Source organism: Limnohabitans sp. Rim47 (assembly GCF_001517545.1).
In the GTDB taxonomy this organism is placed as follows: Bacteria; Pseudomonadota; Gammaproteobacteria; order Burkholderiales; family Burkholderiaceae_C; genus Limnohabitans_A.
In genome coordinates, this window is the sequence record NZ_FBYA01000004.1 from 282,970 (window position 1) to 299,805 (window position 16,836).

General features: G+C 59.3%; 16 protein-coding genes, 1 tRNA gene and 1 riboswitch. Of the genes, 10 read left to right on the forward strand and 7 right to left on the reverse strand.

What is annotated here, in order from left to right; genetic code table 11:
* The first annotated feature begins 114 nt into the window (after window positions 1-114).
* The gene (locus BN3544_RS11740) at window positions 115-690 is read left to right on the forward strand and encodes a GspH/FimT family pseudopilin (RefSeq protein WP_231733965.1); all 576 of its coding nucleotides are present in this window, start codon (window positions 115-117) and stop codon (window positions 688-690) included.
* A 38-nt stretch (window positions 691-728) separates the two neighbouring features.
* On the opposite strand, the gene nrdR is transcribed toward BN3544_RS11740, so the two are convergent.
* From nrdR to BN3544_RS11755, 3 genes are all read right to left on the reverse strand, one after another.
* A complete protein-coding gene (gene nrdR / locus BN3544_RS11745) occupies window positions 729-1,178 on the reverse strand; it encodes a transcriptional regulator NrdR (RefSeq protein WP_019431274.1) in 450 nt (149 codons plus the stop codon).
* Between the two features lie 12 nt (window positions 1,179-1,190).
* On the reverse strand, window positions 1,191-2,435 hold the full coding sequence (gene glyA / locus BN3544_RS11750; protein WP_019431273.1) for a serine hydroxymethyltransferase: 1,245 nt from the start codon (window positions 2,433-2,435) through the stop codon (window positions 1,191-1,193).
* A gap of 54 nt (window positions 2,436-2,489) precedes the next feature.
* Window positions 2,490-2,662: riboswitch (ZMP/ZTP riboswitch) on the reverse strand.
* A 49-nt stretch (window positions 2,663-2,711) separates the two neighbouring features.
* Complete coding sequence (locus BN3544_RS11755) at window positions 2,712-3,479, reverse strand: lytic transglycosylase domain-containing protein (RefSeq protein WP_059355996.1); 768 nt, start codon at window positions 3,477-3,479, stop codon at window positions 2,712-2,714.
* 13 nt (window positions 3,480-3,492) lie between these two features.
* Between BN3544_RS11755 and BN3544_RS14385 the strand changes: the two genes are divergently transcribed.
* Both BN3544_RS14385 and BN3544_RS11765 read left to right on the forward strand, forming a co-directional pair.
* Window positions 3,493-3,810, forward strand: coding sequence for a hypothetical protein (locus BN3544_RS14385; RefSeq protein WP_059355997.1), 318 nt, complete (start codon window positions 3,493-3,495; stop codon window positions 3,808-3,810).
* A gap of 74 nt (window positions 3,811-3,884) precedes the next feature.
* A complete protein-coding gene (locus BN3544_RS11765) occupies window positions 3,885-6,677 on the forward strand; it encodes a DUF349 domain-containing protein (protein WP_026036878.1) in 2,793 nt (930 codons plus the stop codon).
* Between the two features lie 110 nt (window positions 6,678-6,787).
* Here the strand turns inward: BN3544_RS11765 and BN3544_RS11770 are convergent, their stop codons facing one another.
* The 4 genes from BN3544_RS11770 to BN3544_RS11785 are packed head-to-tail and all read right to left on the reverse strand — an operon-like array spanning window position 6,788 to window position 9,391.
* A complete protein-coding gene (locus BN3544_RS11770) occupies window positions 6,788-7,618 on the reverse strand; it encodes a UDP-2,3-diacylglucosamine diphosphatase (RefSeq protein WP_019431270.1) in 831 nt (276 codons plus the stop codon).
* 11 nt (window positions 7,619-7,629) lie between these two features.
* Window positions 7,630-8,136, reverse strand: coding sequence for a peptidylprolyl isomerase (locus BN3544_RS11775; protein ID WP_019431269.1), 507 nt, complete (start codon window positions 8,134-8,136; stop codon window positions 7,630-7,632).
* Between the two features lie 4 nt (window positions 8,137-8,140).
* A complete protein-coding gene (locus tag BN3544_RS11780; protein WP_019431268.1) occupies window positions 8,141-8,830 on the reverse strand; it encodes a peptidylprolyl isomerase in 690 nt (229 codons plus the stop codon).
* 48 nt (window positions 8,831-8,878) lie between these two features.
* The gene (locus tag BN3544_RS11785; RefSeq protein WP_019431267.1) at window positions 8,879-9,391 is read right to left on the reverse strand and encodes a tetratricopeptide repeat protein; all 513 of its coding nucleotides are present in this window, start codon (window positions 9,389-9,391) and stop codon (window positions 8,879-8,881) included.
* Window positions 9,392-9,632: 241 nt separating this feature from the next.
* On the opposite strand from BN3544_RS11785, the gene cysS reads away from it, so the two are divergent.
* From cysS to BN3544_RS11820, 7 genes are all read left to right on the forward strand, one after another.
* A complete protein-coding gene (gene cysS / locus BN3544_RS11790; protein WP_019431266.1) occupies window positions 9,633-11,018 on the forward strand; it encodes a cysteine--tRNA ligase in 1,386 nt (461 codons plus the stop codon).
* Window positions 11,015-11,665 (forward strand): DNA-3-methyladenine glycosylase family protein, encoded by a 651-nt coding sequence (locus tag BN3544_RS11795; RefSeq protein WP_019431265.1) that lies wholly within the window; start codon window positions 11,015-11,017, stop codon window positions 11,663-11,665. The genes cysS and BN3544_RS11795 overlap by 4 nt, the downstream gene beginning before the upstream one ends.
* Before the next feature lie 45 nt (window positions 11,666-11,710).
* A complete protein-coding gene (locus BN3544_RS11800) occupies window positions 11,711-12,685 on the forward strand; it encodes an acetyl-CoA carboxylase carboxyltransferase subunit alpha (protein ID WP_019431264.1) in 975 nt (324 codons plus the stop codon).
* Window positions 12,686-12,714: 29 nt separating this feature from the next.
* Window positions 12,715-13,656 carry a tRNA lysidine(34) synthetase TilS gene (tilS, locus tag BN3544_RS11805; protein WP_019431263.1) on the forward strand — a complete coding sequence of 314 codons (942 nt, stop codon included), beginning with the start codon at window positions 12,715-12,717 and terminating at the stop codon, window positions 13,654-13,656.
* Window positions 13,657-13,927: 271 nt separating this feature from the next.
* Entirely contained in the window at window positions 13,928-15,190 is a 1,263-nt protein-coding gene (locus BN3544_RS11810) for an aspartate kinase (protein WP_019431262.1), read from the forward strand.
* 17 nt (window positions 15,191-15,207) lie between these two features.
* A tRNA-Ser gene (locus BN3544_RS11815) sits at window positions 15,208-15,300 on the forward strand.
* A gap of 184 nt (window positions 15,301-15,484) precedes the next feature.
* On the forward strand, window positions 15,485-16,696 hold the full coding sequence (locus BN3544_RS11820; protein ID WP_026036875.1) for a tyrosine-type recombinase/integrase: 1,212 nt from the start codon (window positions 15,485-15,487) through the stop codon (window positions 16,694-16,696).
* Window positions 16,697-16,836: the final 140 nt, after the last annotated feature.

Below are 16,836 nucleotides of genomic sequence, written 5' to 3' on the forward strand. Positions count from 1 at the left end.
GTTGTCTCCCTGATGTGTCGGTGAATTGTGGTCTTATGTATTCACCTTGTACAGTCCGCAAAGATGCAGCAACTTGTTTGGGCATGGCTGTCCAAAATCACCCGTGAGAAAACCATGAGCTCTTTCTTCACACGCCGTCAAGCTCCCTGCGACCACTGCAGCGCGAGGGGCTTCACCCTGCTGGAGGCTTTGGTGGTGGTCGCTTTGCTCGGCATTTTGGTCGCCATGGCAGTACCTGCTTTGTCGGACGTGCGGGCACGGCACCAGCTGCAAGCCCAGGCTGAAGGGTTTCTGGACAGTTTGGTCCTGGCCCGTTCAGAGGCCTTGCGCCGTCAGCAGCGGGTGAGCCTGTGCGCCAGGGCGACCGATGGCACATGCGATGCCAACGGCCAATGGCAGCAAGGCTGGCTGGTGTTTGTGGATGCCAACGACAATGGCCTGCACGATTCAGGGGAGGTGGTGATCGAAGTACATCCACCGGTGCCACCGGTCGTGCAATTGGGTGTCACCAATACGGTGAAGGCCTACTTTTCTTATGGTGCCGAGGGCCGCAGCATGAGCACCAACGGGGCTTTCATGGCTGGAACATGGCGCTTTTGCCAGGCCTCGTCGTTGGTGGGTTGGCAAGTGGTCAGCAATGCCTTGGGCAAGCCTCGCTTGCAAAAGTACACACCGCCGAGCTGCCCCTAAGCGGGTGCCCGTCCTGTCGGCAGGGCGAGCTTGGCGCGTCAGCTTTGAACTTCGTCCACCAGCGTCTTAAAGGCGTCAATGTCTTCAAAGTTGCGATACACGCTGGCAAAGCGCACATAGGCCACTTTGTCGAGTTTTTTCAGCTCGCGCATGACCAATTCGCCAATGTGGTGCGATGCCACTTCACGGTTGCCCAGGTTGAGCAGCTTTTCTTCGATGCGCTCGATGGCACCGTCGACCTGTTCTGTGCTGACAGGCCGCTTGCGCAGGGCCAGGTTGAGGCTGGCGCACAGTTTCTCGCGTTGGTACTCGATGCGTCGGCCGTCTTTTTTGACGATGGCCGGAAAGTTAACTTCCGGCTTTTCGTAAGTGGTGAAGCGCTTTTCACACGCCCCACATTGACGGCGACGGCGGATGAAATCCCCGTCTTCGGCCAGCCGTGTCTCGACCACTTGGGTTTCGAGGTGACCGCAAAAAGGGCATTTCATCGTGCCTACCGATCAGCCGTAGACCGGGAAGCGGCTGGTTAGGGCGTGCACCTTGGCGCGCACGGCGGCCAAATTGTCCTCGTCCAGCGGCTTGTCCAGCACGTCGGCGATCAGGTGAGCCGTGGCGCGGGCTTCTTCGTCCTTGAAACCGCGGGTCGTCATGGCCGGTGTGCCGATGCGCACGCCGCTGGTCACGAATGGCTTTTCTGGGTCATTCGGGATGGCGTTTTTGTTGATCGTCATGTGCGCGTTGCCCAAAGCGGCTTCGGCCACTTTGCCTGTGATGCCTTTGGCACGCAAGTCCACCAGCATGACGTGGCTTTGCGTGCCGCCGCTCACGATGCGCAGACCGCGCTGGGTCAAGGTTTCGGCAATGATTTGCGCGTTTTTGATCACTTGGGCTTGGTAGGCTTTGAACTCAGGCGCCAGCGCTTCCTTGAAAGCCACAGCCTTGGCCGCGATCACATGCATCAGCGGGCCGCCTTGCAGGCCTGGGAAGATGGCGCTGTTGATGGCTTTTTCGTGCTCGGCCTTCATCAAGATGATGCCGCCACGGGGGCCGCGCAGGCTCTTGTGGGTGGTGGAGGTCACCACATCGGCGTGGGGCACGGGGTTGGGGTATTGGCCCGCCGCAATGAGACCGGCGTAGTGGGCCATGTCGACCATGAAGATCGCGCCAACTTCTTTGGCCACTTTGGCAAAGCGTGCCCAGTCGATGTGCAGGCTGTAGGCCGAAGCGCCAGCGATGATCAGCTTGGGTTTGGTTTCGCGGGCTTTGGCTTCCATCGCCTCGTAGTCGATGGCCTCGTTCTTGTCCAGGCCATAAGACACGACGTTGAACCACTTGCCTGAAATGTTCAGTGGCATGCCGTGCGTCAGGTGACCGCCTTCGGCCAAGCTCATGCCCATGATGGTGTCGCCGGGTTTCAAGAAGGCCAAAAACACCGCTTCGTTGGCCGATGCGCCGCAATGGGGCTGCACGTTAGCGGCTTCAGCGCCAAAAATTTGCTTGACGCGGTCAATGGCCAGTTGCTCGGCCACGTCCACATGCTCGCAACCACCGTAGTAGCGCTTGCCTGGATAGCCCTCGGCGTATTTGTTGGTCAACTGACTGCCTTGCGCGGCCATAACGGCAGGCGAGGCATAGTTTTCGCTGGCAATCAGCTCGATGTGGTGTTCTTGACGAGCGTTCTCGGCCTGGATGGCGGCAAAGATTTCGGGATCGGTTTGTTCAATCAGGATATTACGGTTGTACATGGCAGTCCTTCAAATGATGGAACCTTGGCAGGCGACTTGTGAAAAGTCCCCGACAAGGGCTGCCCAGGCGAACGGCTGAAAACCCGTGTCTGGGTTTGTTGACCAGTTCCGGGCTGTGCGCTTCCCAGTGGTTCTGGGGTGGCCCAACGGCCGCCGCGCTCCACGTCAGAGTGATCCCGCCTTGTGTTTAGAAGAGGGGGCTCCTATCGCCAGTCGCGCACCGCATTAGTGTAGCCGAGGCCCGCTGGCTTTCCATGGCCCCCAAGCGGGCCAGACTCAAAGTTGAGCACGCAGGCCCTTGGCAGAGAGCGCTGCAGTGCTTTGTTTCTCGGTCACTTTGTCGAGCAATTGTTGCTCGGCCAAAACCCGTTCCACATATTGGCTTTCAAAGGCTTGACCGGACGACGAACCGTAAAGCCACAAAGCTTCTTCCAGCGTTTCGGTTTGCTCAATCAGACCTTGCAAATGCTTCACCCCCACCCGCAGATTGGTCAAGGGGTCAAAGGCCGACAATTGCCCGCCAGATTGACCCAGAGCCTCGGCATGGGCTTTGACCTCAATTTGCATCAGGCCCACCGCCCCTTGGCTGCCCGATGCAAACGGGTTGAAGCGGGACTCTACGGCCATGATGGCCAAGATCAAATGGGGTGGCAGCTGGCTGCGTTCACTCAAAGTCCATGCTTCCGCGACCATGGCAGCCAGTGGCTCTGCGGAAACACGGTACTTGCGACTGAGCCAGCGGGTCACGGCCAATTGGTCGGGAGTGAGGTTCTTCAGGTTTTTGGTGGTGGCACGTGTTGCCGCATTGTTGACCACGGGGGGGTCGACGGTGTCGGTTTGCCTAATTTCGAGCCAACCCAACAGCAACTCGCTGGCAGACGCCTGCAGGTTAGGGCGAGCCCAAAAAGTCACACTGACCAACACCACGGCCAGGCCGAACACAGCCAAGCTGTGGCGCATGATTTCGACAAAACCTTCTCGGACATCGGCGGCCCAGATCTGCAGGCCCAAAACCAGGCGGGACATGTTCAATCGCGCGGTCATAGAACTTCCTCTCATGGTCAACGTGGTGATGGGCATCACGGGGCGTTTGTGGTTGTGGTTTTGGGAGGGACGCGGCCTGCAGCGCATTCGAAGCGGTGCGGGCAAAGCCAAGGTGTTGGCCATGCTGTCGGTGAATTTCTGTTTAGAAAGTGGGCGAATTCTAGGAAGATTTAATATCCAGTCAAGAATATCAATCTATAAGATGATTCTATTTGGAAATAAAGAGGTGCTTCTTCACTTGAAATCCGAAGAGATTGCCAGCGATTGCACCGAAGGTGGCTGCGTGGACCAAATCCCGGCGAAAATACGAGGTTGTCGACAGCCGCCTTGAAAAAATTGTGCAAGGATGCCCGGCCCCGACACTGATGCCGTATTTGGCATGGACTGTGTTTTAAAGTTTTTACCGTGACTTCATCCTCTAAGCCCCTTGACCTCGCCGCTCTTGACCAGTTGACCGGAGGGGCCTTTCAAGCCGTCACCTCAGGTGAGCGCAGCGCCCGCTTGCGCGAATGGCTTCTTTCTGAGCCCTCGGCCGAAGTGCTGGCTGAGGTGTACCGCGAGATGTCCACGCGAGACAAAGGCGCGGCCAAGCTCCTGAAGGAAAAACTCGACGAGCTCAAACGCTTGCACGGTCAAGACGCCCTGGCCAGTGACTGGGCCCAAAAAGCCGAGCAAATGCTGCAGGCCCCGCGCCTGAACATCGCCGATGCCATGGCTTGGCAGCGCGATGCCGCCAAAGCCGGTGCGCCTTTGTCACGCGAACCGTTGGCCAGCTTGAAGGCCCGCTTGGCTGAAGTCGTCAAAGGCGTCGAGGATTTGCAGCACCAGGTCATGGTTCAGCGCGAAGCGGCCGTGTTGCTGGCGCAGCGCATAGAAGTGCTTTCGACCAAGCCGATTGCAGAAGCGCAGGCCGGTCTGGCTGGTTTGCAAAGCGATGTGGCCCAGTGGCAGTCCCAGGCCCAGCAGCTGACCATCAACGCCGTGTGGCCCAGTGTGGACATGAAATTTCCGACCCAACTGGACGCGGCACTCAGCCAATTGCAGGCGGTCTGGGATGGCTTTTCGGCGGCTTTGACGCTGGCGCAGCAGGCGCAAGCCGACGCGGCGCTAGCCTTGCCTTCAGTGCCCGTGTGGGCCGATGAAATCCGCCGGTTGCGAGGTGAAGTCGTGGCCGAAGTGCAGTCACCCGCGCCAGTTTCGGGTTCTGGTGCCGCCGATGCGGGCAAAGAGCCCAAAGCCACTAAACCCAAGATGGACGCGGCCCAGCGTCAGGCCCTGCGCGAGCAAGCCAACAAGGCCGTGACCGATGTGCTTGATGCGCTTGAAAAACAAATCGCAGAAAGCCAGATTCCAGCCGATGCCGCAGCCGCTTTGCACGCCGTGCTCAAGACCCACGGCAAGAATCTCGACACCACACTGGACGAGCGCGTGCACAACGCACTGACGGCCGCAGGCGACAACGAAGGCTGGCAACGCTGGCGTGCAGACCAGATTCGTCAAGACCTGGTGGCCCAGGCTGAGTCGCTGCTGGATGCCGAAAAAGCCCCCACGGTGGGTGGCCGCAAGATGCAAGACAAATTGCGCCAACTGCGTGACAGCTGGAAGCAAACCGACCAAGGCGGCTTGCCCAACCACGCTTTGTGGAAGCGCTTTGACGCCGCTTGCAACGATGCTTATAAAACTGTTTTGGCCTGGCTGGAACAGATGAAAAAAGACTCGGCCGAGCACCGCGCCCAGCGAGTGGCCTTGATGGACGAAGTCAAAGCCTGGACCGCGGCCAACGTCGAAAGTGACGACTGGCGCGCCCAACTGCGTGCTTTGCACCAGTTTGCAGACCGCTGGCGCAATGCGGGTCACCTGAGCGAAAAGTCGTTTGGTGAAATGCAGTCGCAGTGGAAAGCCATCTTCAAAGCCGCAGCTGCGCGTCTTGAGGCGGCGCAAAAAGCCAGCGTCGAACGCCGTCAGGCCTTGATCAACGAAGCCCGTGAAGTGGGCGCTGCGCCTGCCTTGCGCGTGGACGCGGTCAAAGCGCTGCAGCAGCGCTGGCAGGTCGAAGCCCAGTCGGTGCCACTGGACCGCAAGACCGAACAAAAATTGTGGGAAGTGTTCCGCGCACCGCTGGACGAAGCGTTCCAGCGCAAGGGCACTGACCGCCAAGCTTCGGCTGCTCCGTTAACCGCCCGTGACCGCGCCGTGATCGATGCGTCCAAAGCGCTCGACGAGGCCAATGCCGCAGGCGATGCCGCCAAGATTCGCGCGGCCATGGCCGCACTCGATGCCGCTTTGCGTGGCCAGGCCGCAGCGGCCGAAACCTCAAAGGCTTCGGGTGCCGTGGCCCAAGCGGTTGTTCCTTCTGAGCCTAGTGCCAGCCCCGAAACAGCCGACGGCCAAGCCGAGGCTGCTGAGCTGCCAACAGGCGGTGAAGAGGGCGCTGGGTCGGAAACTCAAGAGCAAACCTCAGAGGAAGAAGCACCTGCGGAAGCGGCCGCCCCAGTGGTGGCCCCCAAACCTGCCAAGCCGGTGGTGGCGGTGCGTGGTGACGACCGCCCTGGTCAAAAGAAGACCGAAGCCGGTACAGGTCGCGACGGCCGTGATGGTCGCCGAGACGGCCGTCCGGGTGAGCGCGGTGCCCGCCCTGGTGGCGACCGTGGCCCAGCCCGTACGGGTGAGCGTGGTGGCGATCGCTTTGGTGACCGGGGTCCGCGTGGCGAAGGCCGTGATTTCCGTGAAGACCGGGGTCCACGTCTCGGTGATGCCGCTTTCCGCGCCCAACGCGAAGCCTTGGAGCGTGCCGAAATGTCGTTGCGCAAACTGGCCGCACAAGCCCATGGCGAAACGCTGACCCGATTGATGAGCGCTTGGCAAGAGCGCCAAGCCGATGCACTGCCCAGCGCACAAGAATTGGGCCGCGCCATCAACGCGTCTACCCGTCAGGCTTGGGCGCAAGCTGTCAGCACCCAAGCCAAAACGCCGGATGCGACCGCTTTGCTGCGCTTGGAAATGGCCGCAGAAGTGCCCACACCAGCCGATAAGCTGAATGAGCGCCGCGCTCTGCAGTTGCAGTTGCTGACCCAGCGCAACCAACCTGGTCCTCGCGAAACTTGGGGTCAGGACGTGGCGCAAGTTTTGTCCGGTCCGCACGAAGAAGCCACGGCTCGCCGTTTGCAAAACGTCTTGAAAAACCTGTTGCGCGGCTGAGCCGCACTGGGCTGAATTGTTCTATGCCCCATGAAAAAGCCGCTCCATGAGCGGCTTTTTCATGGGGCCAGAGGCCCAGGCGCGTGGGGGCGGGTCGTCACAGGGGCGGATCAGGCTTGCGCCCGATTCCAGTCCAGCCGTTCGCTGCGCCAATCGTTGTATGCAAAAGGGTTGTCGGCCGTGTCTGTGTGGCGTGTCAGCCTGAACACCTGCGCCCGCAAAGGGGCATGGTCCAGCGACCAGTCACTCAAGACATGACGCACGGCGCTGCCCAGTGCGTGGTCTGCGGGTCGGTGGGTGTGGCCGTGAATCAGCTGGTCTGCCCCAGCCTGCGCAAGCCAGAATAGGCTCATTTCAAGGTCGGCATCGGCAAAGGTCATGCCTTCGTGTTTTTGTGACTCGCTCAGGGCGCGCAAGTTGCGTGCGAATTCCTGGCGTTCTGCCAAAGGCTTGGCTAAAAACGCCTGTTGCCATTGGGGGTTGCGGGCCTGCAGTCTGAAAGCCTGGTAAGGCTTGTCGTCCAGACACAAGGCATCGCCGTGGCTGAGCAAAATGCGTTGCTGGCCCAGCGTTATCAAGGTGGGGTCGGTCAGGGGCTGCACACCACAAGCCGACAAAAAATCGGGACCGACCAAAAAATCCCGGTTGCCGGGCATGAATCCCACATGTGCGCGCTGCGCAGTTTGGCGCAGCACTTGGGCGCAGCGCTGCAAAAAAGGGTCTTGGGCTGCGGCGTCGTCACCCACCCAAACTTCAAACAGGTCGCCCAAAATCAGCACCGCATCGGCTGTGGTGCGGGCCATGTAGTCATGCCAGGCTTCAAAAGTGGCCTGTTCACTGACCTGCAAGTGCAGGTCCGAGATCAGGTCCACGGTGTGCCATGCCGCTGGCGCTGTCAGCCGACCGAGGGTCGGTGGTGTGGTGCGCGGGTCAGCGGACATGGCTCAGTCGATCAGATGGCGACGGCTTTTTCGATCACGACGTCTTCTTTGGGCACATCGGCATGGCCGCCTTTGCTGCCGGTTTTCACGCCCTTGATCTGGTCGACCACTTCGGTGCCCTTGACCACTTTGCCAAACACGGCATAACCCCAGCCTTGTGCCGAGGGTGCGGTGTGGTTCAAGAAGCCGTTGTCGGCCACGTTGATGAAGAACTGGGCTGTGGCCGAATGGGGGGCCGATGTGCGGGCCATGGCCACGGTGTAGTTGGCGTTTTTCAGGCCGTTGTTGGCTTCGTTCTCGATGGTGGCATCGGTCGGCTTTTGTGCCATGCCGGGTTCAAAGCCACCGCCCTGAACCATGAAGCCAGGAATCACGCGGTGAAAAATCGTGTTGTTGTAATGGCCTTTGTTCACATAGGCCAGAAAATTTTCGGTCGATTTGGGGGCTTTTTCGGCATCCAGTTCGAGGGTGATGACGCCGTAGCCGGTGATGTGCAGTTCTACTTGGGGATTGCTCATGGTGTTACTTCAACAAAGTGATGGATTGAATGAGGACCGGTGTCTTGGGGACATCGGAAGGAAAAGGACCGCCCGCACCTGTGGGGGTGGTCCTGATTTTTTGGACCACGTCCATGCCGGACGTGACTTTGCCAAAAACGGTGTAGCCGAACAACTGGGGGGCATTCAGCAACTGGGCGCGTGCCACTTTTTCGTAAACGCGGCCCTGGTATTCAAATTTGGCCACCGGATCGCCCTCGGGGATGGGCGTTGGGTCCAAAAACGCGTTGTCCACCACGTTGATGAAAAATTGCGCGGTGGCCGATTGCGGGTCGTTGGTGCGTGCCATGGCCAAGGTGCCCGTGGTGTTCTTCAGGCCGGCAGCCAGTGATTGGCGGCCTTCGTGTTGCACGGGCGCACGGGTTTTCTTTTCTTTGTACTGCGCGTCGTAGCCGCCACCTTGCACCATGAAGCCTGCAATCACCCGGTGAAACACGGTGCCGTCATAGTGCTTGTCGTTCACATATTGCAAAAAGTTGGCCACCGTCTTGGGGGCTTTGTCAGCGTAAAGCTCGGCTTCGATGTCGCCTGCAGAGGTGCTGATGCGCACTTTGCTGATGCCCCCCGTTTGGGCCTGGCTGCTCAGGGGCAGAGCCAGCGCCAAGGGCAGGGCAATCGATACGGCGAAAGTGGTCAGAAAACGGAAACGGTTCATGTTGTCCTTCAAGCAGGCGTGGTTTGACTCAAGCCGGGTTCGGTGGCATCAAGGGGCCGAAGCCTTCAAAAGGTGCTCGGCTGCCAGCCGCTTGTTTGCCGCACGAGGCTGCGCGGCAGGGGCTTTGCTGGCGTTTTGGTAGGCCTCGATGGCCATGGCAATGTACACATCCCCCAGGTTTTCCTGGGCGGTGGCGTAATCAGGGCGGGCGCGCACGGCGGCTTGCAGCTCCGTCAACGCCTCGGCGTAACGGTTTTGACGGGCCAACAGGGCGGCCAGATTGTTGTGCGGTTCGGGCAATTCGGGAAAAGACTGGGTCAACGCCTGCAGCGTCTGCATGGCGGCTGCTGTCTGGCCCAGGCCGTCCTGGATGCGGCTGAGCAAAAGACGCATTTGCGGGTCGGTGGGTTGAGACTTCAGGTGTTGCTCGGCTTGGGTTTGGGCCTTGGCCCATTGTTCTGACACAACAAGGCGGTTCACATCGCTGTAGACGTCCGCTTTGACCCCTGCACTGAATGCCAGCAAAAGACAAGACAGGATGAGGGAGAGGAGTGAGTGCATGCGCGCCAAAAGGTTTGAATCTGGGCTGCCAAGAACTGGGAGCGGGGCCACTGTCGGGGATATACTGGACGGCCATTGTAGCGGAGGCCATGCGGCCCCACCGCTGCCTTCGAGACCTGCTGCCCCCTGTGTAAGGCGGCTGCCTTTAAGCTGAATCTCCTGCTTCCCTTTTGCATTTTTGCCACCGGTGCTGATCTTTGCCTTGTTCGTTTTTTGTGTTCCGAAATATCTTTGATTTGACATGAGTCTGCGCATTTTCAACACGCTGAGCCGTGCTGTTTCCGATTTTTCGCCTGCCGAGCCTGGCCATGTGCGCATGTACGTTTGCGGCATGACGGTGTACGACCTGTGCCACCTGGGCCACGCCCGCTCGATGATCGCGTTTGATGTGGTGCAGCGCTGGCTCAAGGCCAGTGGTTACAAAGTGACTTACGTGCGCAACGTGACCGACATCGACGACAAAATCATCAAACGCGCCCTGCAAAACGGCGAAACCATCCGCAGCCTGACCGACCGCATGATCGACGCGCTTCACCAGGACGCCGACGCTTTGGGCATCGAACGCCCCCAGCATGAGCCCCGTGCCACCGACTACGTGCCCCACATGCTGAGCATGATTGGCACGCTGGAGCAAAAAGGCCTGGCTTATCGCGCTGGCAACGGCGATGTGAACTACGCCGTGCGCAAGTTTCCGGGTTACGGCAAGTTGTCGGGCAAGTCGCTGGACGAGCTCAATGCCGGTGAACGTGTGGCCGTTAACACGGACGAGGGCGCGAAGAACGACCCTCTGGACTTCGTGCTTTGGAAAAGCGCCAAGCCCACCGAGCCTGAAGATGTCAAATGGGCCAGCCCCTTTGGCGCGGGTCGCCCCGGTTGGCACATCGAGTGCTCGGCCATGGCCTGCGAGTTGCTGGGTCAGACCTTTGACATCCATGGCGGCGGGGCTGACCTGCAGTTTCCGCACCACGAAAACGAAATCGCCCAAAGCGAAGGCGCCAACGGCCAGCCGCTGGCGCATTTTTGGATGCACAACGGCTTCATCAATGTGGACAACGAGAAGATGTCCAAGAGTCTGGGCAACTTCTTCACCATCCGCGATGTGCTCAAAGCGTTCGACGCCGAGACGGTGCGCTTTTTCATCGTGCGCAGCCACTACCGCAGTTCGCTCAATTACAGCGATGTGCACCTGAATGACGCCAAAGGCGCGTTGAAGCGCTTGTACACCGCCCTTCAAGCGGTGCCGCCCGCCGACGTGCAGATCGATTGGGCCGACCCTTTGGCGGCCCGCTTCAAAGCCGCCATGGACGAAGACTTTGGCACGCCCGAAGCGGTGTCTGTGTTGTTCGAACTGGCCAGTGAAGTCAACCGCAGCGGCTCGGCCGAGCGTTCGGGTTTGCTCAAAAGCCTGGGCGCATTGCTGGGCTTGTTGCAAACCGACCCGACGGCGTATTTGCAAGCCGGTGCCGGGCTGGACGAAGCCGCTATTCAGCTGCAAATTCAGGCCCGGGCGGACGCCAAAAAGGCCAAAAATTTCGCCGAGGCCGACCGCATTCGCAACGACTTGCTGGCTCAGGGCATTGTGCTCAAAGACTCGGCCGCCGGCACCACTTGGGAGGCCGCGCAGTGACGGTGGTCGCCATTCCTGATGTGATTCCCGTCACACCCGCTTATTGGGCTGAGGCCTGTGCGCACCTGGCCAAAAAAGACCGGGTCATGAAAAAGCTCATCCCTCAGTTTGGCGACGCCATTCTGGAAACCCGAGGCGACGCGTTCGTGACCTTGGCGCGCTCCATCGTGGGCCAGCAAATTTCGGTCAAAGCCGCCCAATCGGTTTGGGACCGTTTTTCGGTGTTGACCAAGCGCTTGACACCTTCCGCTGTGCTCAAGCTCAAGGTGGACGACATGCGGGCCGCCGGTTTGTCGGCACGCAAGGTCGAGTATTTGGTGGACCTGGCCATGCATTTCAGCTCGGGCACCGTGCACGTCAAGTCCTGGCAAGACATGGACGACGAGGCCATCATCGACGAGCTGGTCGCCATTCGGGGCATTGGCCGCTGGACGGCTGAGATGTTTCTAATCTTCCACCTCTTGCGGCCCAATGTGCTGCCGCTGGACGATGTGGGCCTGATCAACGGCATCAGCCGCAACTATTTTTCGGGCGAACCGGTTAGCCGCAGCGACGCCCGTGAGGTGGCCCAAGCCTGGAGTCCTTATTCGACCGTGGCAACTTGGTATATTTGGCGCTCGCTGGACCCCGTGCCCGTGGCTTATTGAGGGTGAGACGAGTCGTCCACCCGATCATGAACAGAGGAGTAAAACTTGGCCAAAAAAACATTTCTCGACTTTGAGCAACCCGTTGCCGAACTCGAAGCCAAGATCGAAGAGCTGCGCTACGTGCAGTCGGAGTCGGCGGTGGACATCACCCTCGAAATCGACCAACTGAGCAAAAAAAGCCAGCAGCTGACCAAAGACATCTACAGCGACCTGACCCCTTGGCAGGTCACCAAAATCTCGCGCCACCCCGAGCGCCCATACACGCTGGACTACATCAACGGCATCTTCACCGACTTTGTCGAGATGCACGGCGACCGCCACTTTGCCGACGATTTGTCCATTGTGGGTGGCTTGGCCCGTTTCAATGGCCAAGCCTGCATGGTGCTGGGCCAGCAAAAAGGGCGCGACACCAAAGAGCGCACCCTGCGAAACTTTGGCATGAGCAAGCCCGAGGGCTACCGCAAAGCACTGCGCCTGATGAAAACCGCCGAAAAGTTCAAGCTGCCGGTGTTCACCTTTGTGGACACGCCCGGTGCTTACCCCGGCATCGACGCCGAAGAGCGAGGGCAGTCTGAGGCCATTGGCCGCAATATCTTTGAGATGGCCCAGCTTGAAGTGCCCATCATCACCACCATCATTGGCGAAGGCGGCTCCGGCGGTGCATTGGCCATCTCGGTGGCCGACCAAGTGCTGATGTTGCAGTATTCGGTGTACTCGGTCATCAGCCCCGAAGGCTGTGCCTCGATTCTGTGGAAAACCAGCGACAAAGCCGAGGTGGCTGCCGATGCCTTGGGCATCACGGCGCACCGCCTGAAGGCCTTGAACCTCGTCGACAAAATCGTCAATGAGCCCGTGGGCGGCGCGCACCGCGACCCAGAGCAAATGGTGTCTTTCCTCAAGCGCGCCTTGGGCGATGCTTGGCGTCAAGTGGCCGACCTCAAGCCCAAAGAACTGCTGGAGCGCCGCTACGAGCGCCTGAACAGTTACGGTCGCTTTACCGACACCAAAGCGGGCAAGTAAACGCTGGGCTGAGCCTTCGGGCTTTACACATGGCGCAATCCCTCGAACAGGCCCTGGCTGATTTCAGCCCGGGCCTTCCTTTTGCAGTGGCCTTCAGTGGCGGTGCCGACTCGACCGCCTTGCTGCTGGCCTGCGCCCGGCGTTGGCCGGGGCAGGTGAGGGCTGTGCACATTCACCACGGCTTACAAAACGCCGCCGATGATTTTGAGGCGCATTGCCGGGCGCTCTGCTTGCTGCTGGGCGTGCCACTGACCGTGCGCCGCGTTCAGGCCCAACATGCCCCAGGCCAAAGCCCCGAAGACGCCGCCCGCAAAGCCCGTTATCAGGCGCTGGCCGAAGCGGTGCGCACCGAATGGCCCGAGGTGCAAGACGTGGCGCTGGCCCAGCATGCCGATGACCAGGTCGAAACCTTGCTCATTGCCTTGTCGCGTGGTGCTGGGCTGCCCGGTTTGGCCAGCATGCCCGCGCATTGGCAGCGCTTGGGCTTGCACTGGCATCGGCCATGGCTGGCCGTTGCGGGTGCCGCATTGCGCCAATACGTGCAAAGCCACGGGCAAAGCTGGGTCGAAGATCCGAGCAACACCGATGAAAATTTCACCCGCAACCGCATTCGCGCACGTGTGCTGCCCGCCTTGGCCGATGCGCTGCCCGCGTTCCGGGACACCTTTGCTCGAAGCGCCGCGCACGCCGCGCAAGCACAAGAAGTCTTGAACGAGGTAGCCGCTCAAGACCTGTTGCGCATCGGCGTGCCCCCGCGCATTGAAGCCTTGCAGTCGCTCAGTCGCGCTCGTCAGGCTTTGGTGCTGCGCCATTGGTTGCGGCTGCACCACGCCAGCACGCCCAGCACAGCCCAGCTCCATGAACTCCTGGACCAGGTGGCCGCTTGCACCACCCGGGGCCATCGCCTGCACTTGAAAGTGGGACAGGGCTTTGTCGGTCGGGACGGTGCCGTTTTGTCATACCTGAGCTGAGCTGAGCTGAGTCTGTGCCTTTGATGGCGATGGATACCCGCATGCGCGGGCATGACAGAGGGGGTGCACCCCCTTACCCTTCAGATCTCACCCCCGAACCATTCAGATCTCACCCCGATCAAGTTGGGCTTGTCGGGTCAAGTAGGTGTCAGGCCGGTTGTTACAATCGATGGGCTTTGCCGGGGCCAAAACCCCTTCTAACGGTGGTGGTACGGGTCTCGATTGTTTTTTGAAACCCGCGTCTGCTTTCTTTTTATCTTCAGAACTACACATGGCTTTGATCGTTCACAAATACGGCGGCACCTCGATGGGCTCGACCGAGCGCATCCGCAATGTCGCCAAGCGCGTGGCCAAATGGGCGCGTGCTGGCCACCAGATCGTGGTGGTGCCCAGCGCCATGAGCGGCGAAACCAACCGTTTGCTGGGCCTGGCCAAAGAGCTGGCCCCCGCCAAACCGGGCGACGCCTACAGCCGCGAGCTGGACATGCTGGCCTCCACAGGCGAGCAAGCTTCGTCAGCCCTGTTGGCCATTGCCCTGCAATCCGAAGGCCAGCCTTCGGTCAGCTACGCCGGCTGGCAAGTGCCCATCAAGACCAACAGCGCCTTCACCAAAGCCCGCATCGAATCGATCGACGACGTGCGCGTGCGGGGTGACCTGAACGCTGGCAAGGTGGTCATCATCACCGGGTTTCAAGGGGTGGACGGCGACGGCAACATCACCACCTTGGGCCGTGGCGGCTCTGACACCTCGGCGGTGGCGGTGGCGGCAGCCCTCAAAGCCGACGAATGCCTCATCTACACCGACGTAGATGGCGTGTACACGACTGACCCGCGCGTGGTGCCCGAAGCGCGTCGCTTGCAAACCGTTAGCTTTGAAGAAATGCTGGAGATGGCATCGCTCGGCTCCAAAGTCCTGCAAATCCGCTCGGTCGAATTTGCTGGCAAATACAAAGTGCCCATGCGTGTGCTGTCGAGCTTCACGCCCTGGGACATCGACATCAACGAAGAAGCCGCATCCGGCACCCTGATCACTTTTGAGGAAGACGAACAAATGGAACAAGCCGTCGTTTCCGGCATCGCATTCAACCGCGACGAAGCCAAAATCTCTGTCTTGGGCGTGCCCGACAAGCCCGGCATTGCCTACCAAATCTTGGGCGCTGTGGCCGATGCCAACATCGAAGTGGACGTGATCATCCAGAACCTGAGCAAAGACGGCAAGACCGACTTCAGCTTCACCGTGCACCGCAACGACTACGCCAAAACCATTGACCTGCTCAAGGAAAAAGTCTTGCCCGCTTTGGGTGCTGCCGAAGTGGCGGGCGACGCCAAGATCTGCAAAGTGTCCATCGTCGGTATTGGCATGCGCAGCCATGTGGGCGTGGCCAGCAAGATGTTCCGCAGCCTGAGCGAAGAAGGCATCAACATCCAGATGATTTCTACCTCCGAGATCAAGACGTCGGTCGTGATCGATGAAAAATACATGGAATTGGCGGTGCGCGCACTGCACAAAGCCTTCGATCTGGATCAAGCCTAAGTTATAATCTGCCCACTGGAAACGTGACCGAGTGGCCGAAGGTGCTCCCCTGCTAAGGGAGTATGGGGTGTAGAGCCTCATCGAGGGTTCGAATCCCTCCGTTTCCGCCAAAACTGGGTTTTTTGTTGTCTAACAAAGCCCTAAAAAAACCCCGCAAGCCTAGTGTTTGCGGGGTTTTTTGTTTTTTATCGTCCAAAAAGCGGTATTGCCATCTTGTACCTGGTGGGGGTATGTTTGGGGGCATGGGGGTATTCGATTGGGGGTATTTCCAAAAAACAATTTTGGGAGTGCTCTATGTCTCTTACTGATACCGCCATTAAAAAGAGCAAACCAGGCGAGAAACCCGTCAAATTAAGCGATGGCAAGGGCCTTTATTTGCTTGTCAATCCTGTTGGATCGAAGCTCTGGCGCTGGAAATACAGGTTCCTGGGCAAAGAAAAGGTGATGTCGCTGGGAGCTTATCCAGACGTTTCCCTTGCCCAGGCACGAGAGGGCATGGGCGCGGCTCGTAAGTTGTTGGCCAATGGCACGGACCCCATGGCGCAGAGGGCTTCCGAAAAGATCACCAAACTGGCTTCCGCTGAAAACTCTTTCCAGTCAGTGGCCTTGCTGTGGTGGGACCACTGGCACGGTGCCAAAAGTGCGCGGCATGCAGATGATGTGATGCGCCGCCTAAAGGCAGACGTATTTCCAGCCATCGGCGCTAAGCCGGTGTCAGAGATACAAGCCCATGAGCTGGTGGCGATGGTGCAGACGATTTCAAAGCGTGGGGCCTTAGACATTGCCAAGCGGGCTTTGCAGACCTCGGGGCAGGTATTCCGCTACGCAGTGGCACATGGACTTGCTCAGCGCAACCCGGCCAGCGACATCAAGCCTAGCGACGTGCTTGCGTCCCGTAAAGCGGGCAATTACGCACGTATTAGCGCTAAGGAGCTGCCCGAGTTGTTGAGGCACATCGAAGGATATACGGGGGCAGCGGTGACGCGCCTGGCAATGAAGTTGATGGCGCTGACCTTTGTTCGTACCTCGGAACTGATCGGCGCACGCTGGGTCGAGTTTGATTTGGAGGGAGGTCGCTGGGACATCCCTGCTTCTCGGATGAAAATGAAAACTCCACACATCGTGCCGCTTTCCACTCAGGCGTTGAACTTATTGCACACGCTGAAATTGGTGTCCGGTCGCAGTAAGTTGTTGTTTCCTGGAGAGCGAGACCACGAGAAGTCAATGAGCAACAACACAATTTTGGGTGCGCTGGATCGGATGGGCTACAAAGGTCGGATGACAGGCCACGGATTTCGTGGGGTGGCCTCGACCCTTTTGCATGAAATGGGGTTTGATCACGCCCATATTGAGTTGCAACTGGCGCACCAGGAGCGTAACGCGGTGAGCGCAGCCTACAACCACGCTACCTACCTCATGCAGAGAACCGTGATGATGCAGCATTGGGCGGATTATCTGGATAGCTGCTCTAGCGGTAAAGTATTGGCGTTTCCCCCTGTGTGTTGACGCCGATCCAATATTGACCACCTGTGCCGATTGAATTTTGACCAGGGGCTTGAGCCAGCTTTTATGTCTGCTGGCTGTGGATAACTATAAGTTCAATTGTCGTCCTGCAGCTCCTTTCTCTCCGTTTTTCTTGCCTGCTC

Excerpts from the sequence above, each read along its gene's own strand:
- BN3544_RS11740 (WP_231733965.1), top strand. The coding sequence starts at position 115 with ATGAGCTCTTTCTTCACACGCCGTCAAGCTCCCTGCGACCACTGCAGC.
- cysS (WP_019431266.1), top strand. The coding sequence starts at position 9,633 with ATGAGTCTGCGCATTTTCAACACGCTGAGCCGTGCTGTTTCCGATTTT.
- BN3544_RS11770 (WP_019431270.1), bottom strand. The coding sequence starts at position 7,618 with ATGTCCGCTGACCCGCGCACCACACCACCGACCCTCGGTCGGCTGACA.
- glyA (WP_019431273.1), bottom strand. The coding sequence starts at position 2,435 with ATGTACAACCGTAATATCCTGATTGAACAAACCGATCCCGAAATCTTT.
- BN3544_RS11780 (WP_019431268.1), bottom strand. The coding sequence starts at position 8,830 with ATGAACCGTTTCCGTTTTCTGACCACTTTCGCCGTATCGATTGCCCTG.
- BN3544_RS11820 (WP_026036875.1), top strand. The coding sequence starts at position 15,485 with ATGTCTCTTACTGATACCGCCATTAAAAAGAGCAAACCAGGCGAGAAA.
- BN3544_RS14385 (WP_059355997.1), top strand. The coding sequence starts at position 3,493 with ATGGTCAACGTGGTGATGGGCATCACGGGGCGTTTGTGGTTGTGGTTT.
- BN3544_RS11775 (WP_019431269.1), bottom strand. The coding sequence starts at position 8,136 with ATGAGCAATCCCCAAGTAGAACTGCACATCACCGGCTACGGCGTCATC.
- BN3544_RS11810 (WP_019431262.1), top strand. The coding sequence starts at position 13,928 with ATGGCTTTGATCGTTCACAAATACGGCGGCACCTCGATGGGCTCGACC.
- BN3544_RS11755 (WP_059355996.1), bottom strand. The coding sequence starts at position 3,479 with ATGACCGCGCGATTGAACATGTCCCGCCTGGTTTTGGGCCTGCAGATC.
- nrdR (WP_019431274.1), bottom strand. The coding sequence starts at position 1,178 with ATGAAATGCCCTTTTTGCGGTCACCTCGAAACCCAAGTGGTCGAGACA.
- tilS (WP_019431263.1), top strand. The coding sequence starts at position 12,715 with ATGGCGCAATCCCTCGAACAGGCCCTGGCTGATTTCAGCCCGGGCCTT.
- BN3544_RS11785 (WP_019431267.1), bottom strand. The coding sequence starts at position 9,391 with ATGCACTCACTCCTCTCCCTCATCCTGTCTTGTCTTTTGCTGGCATTC.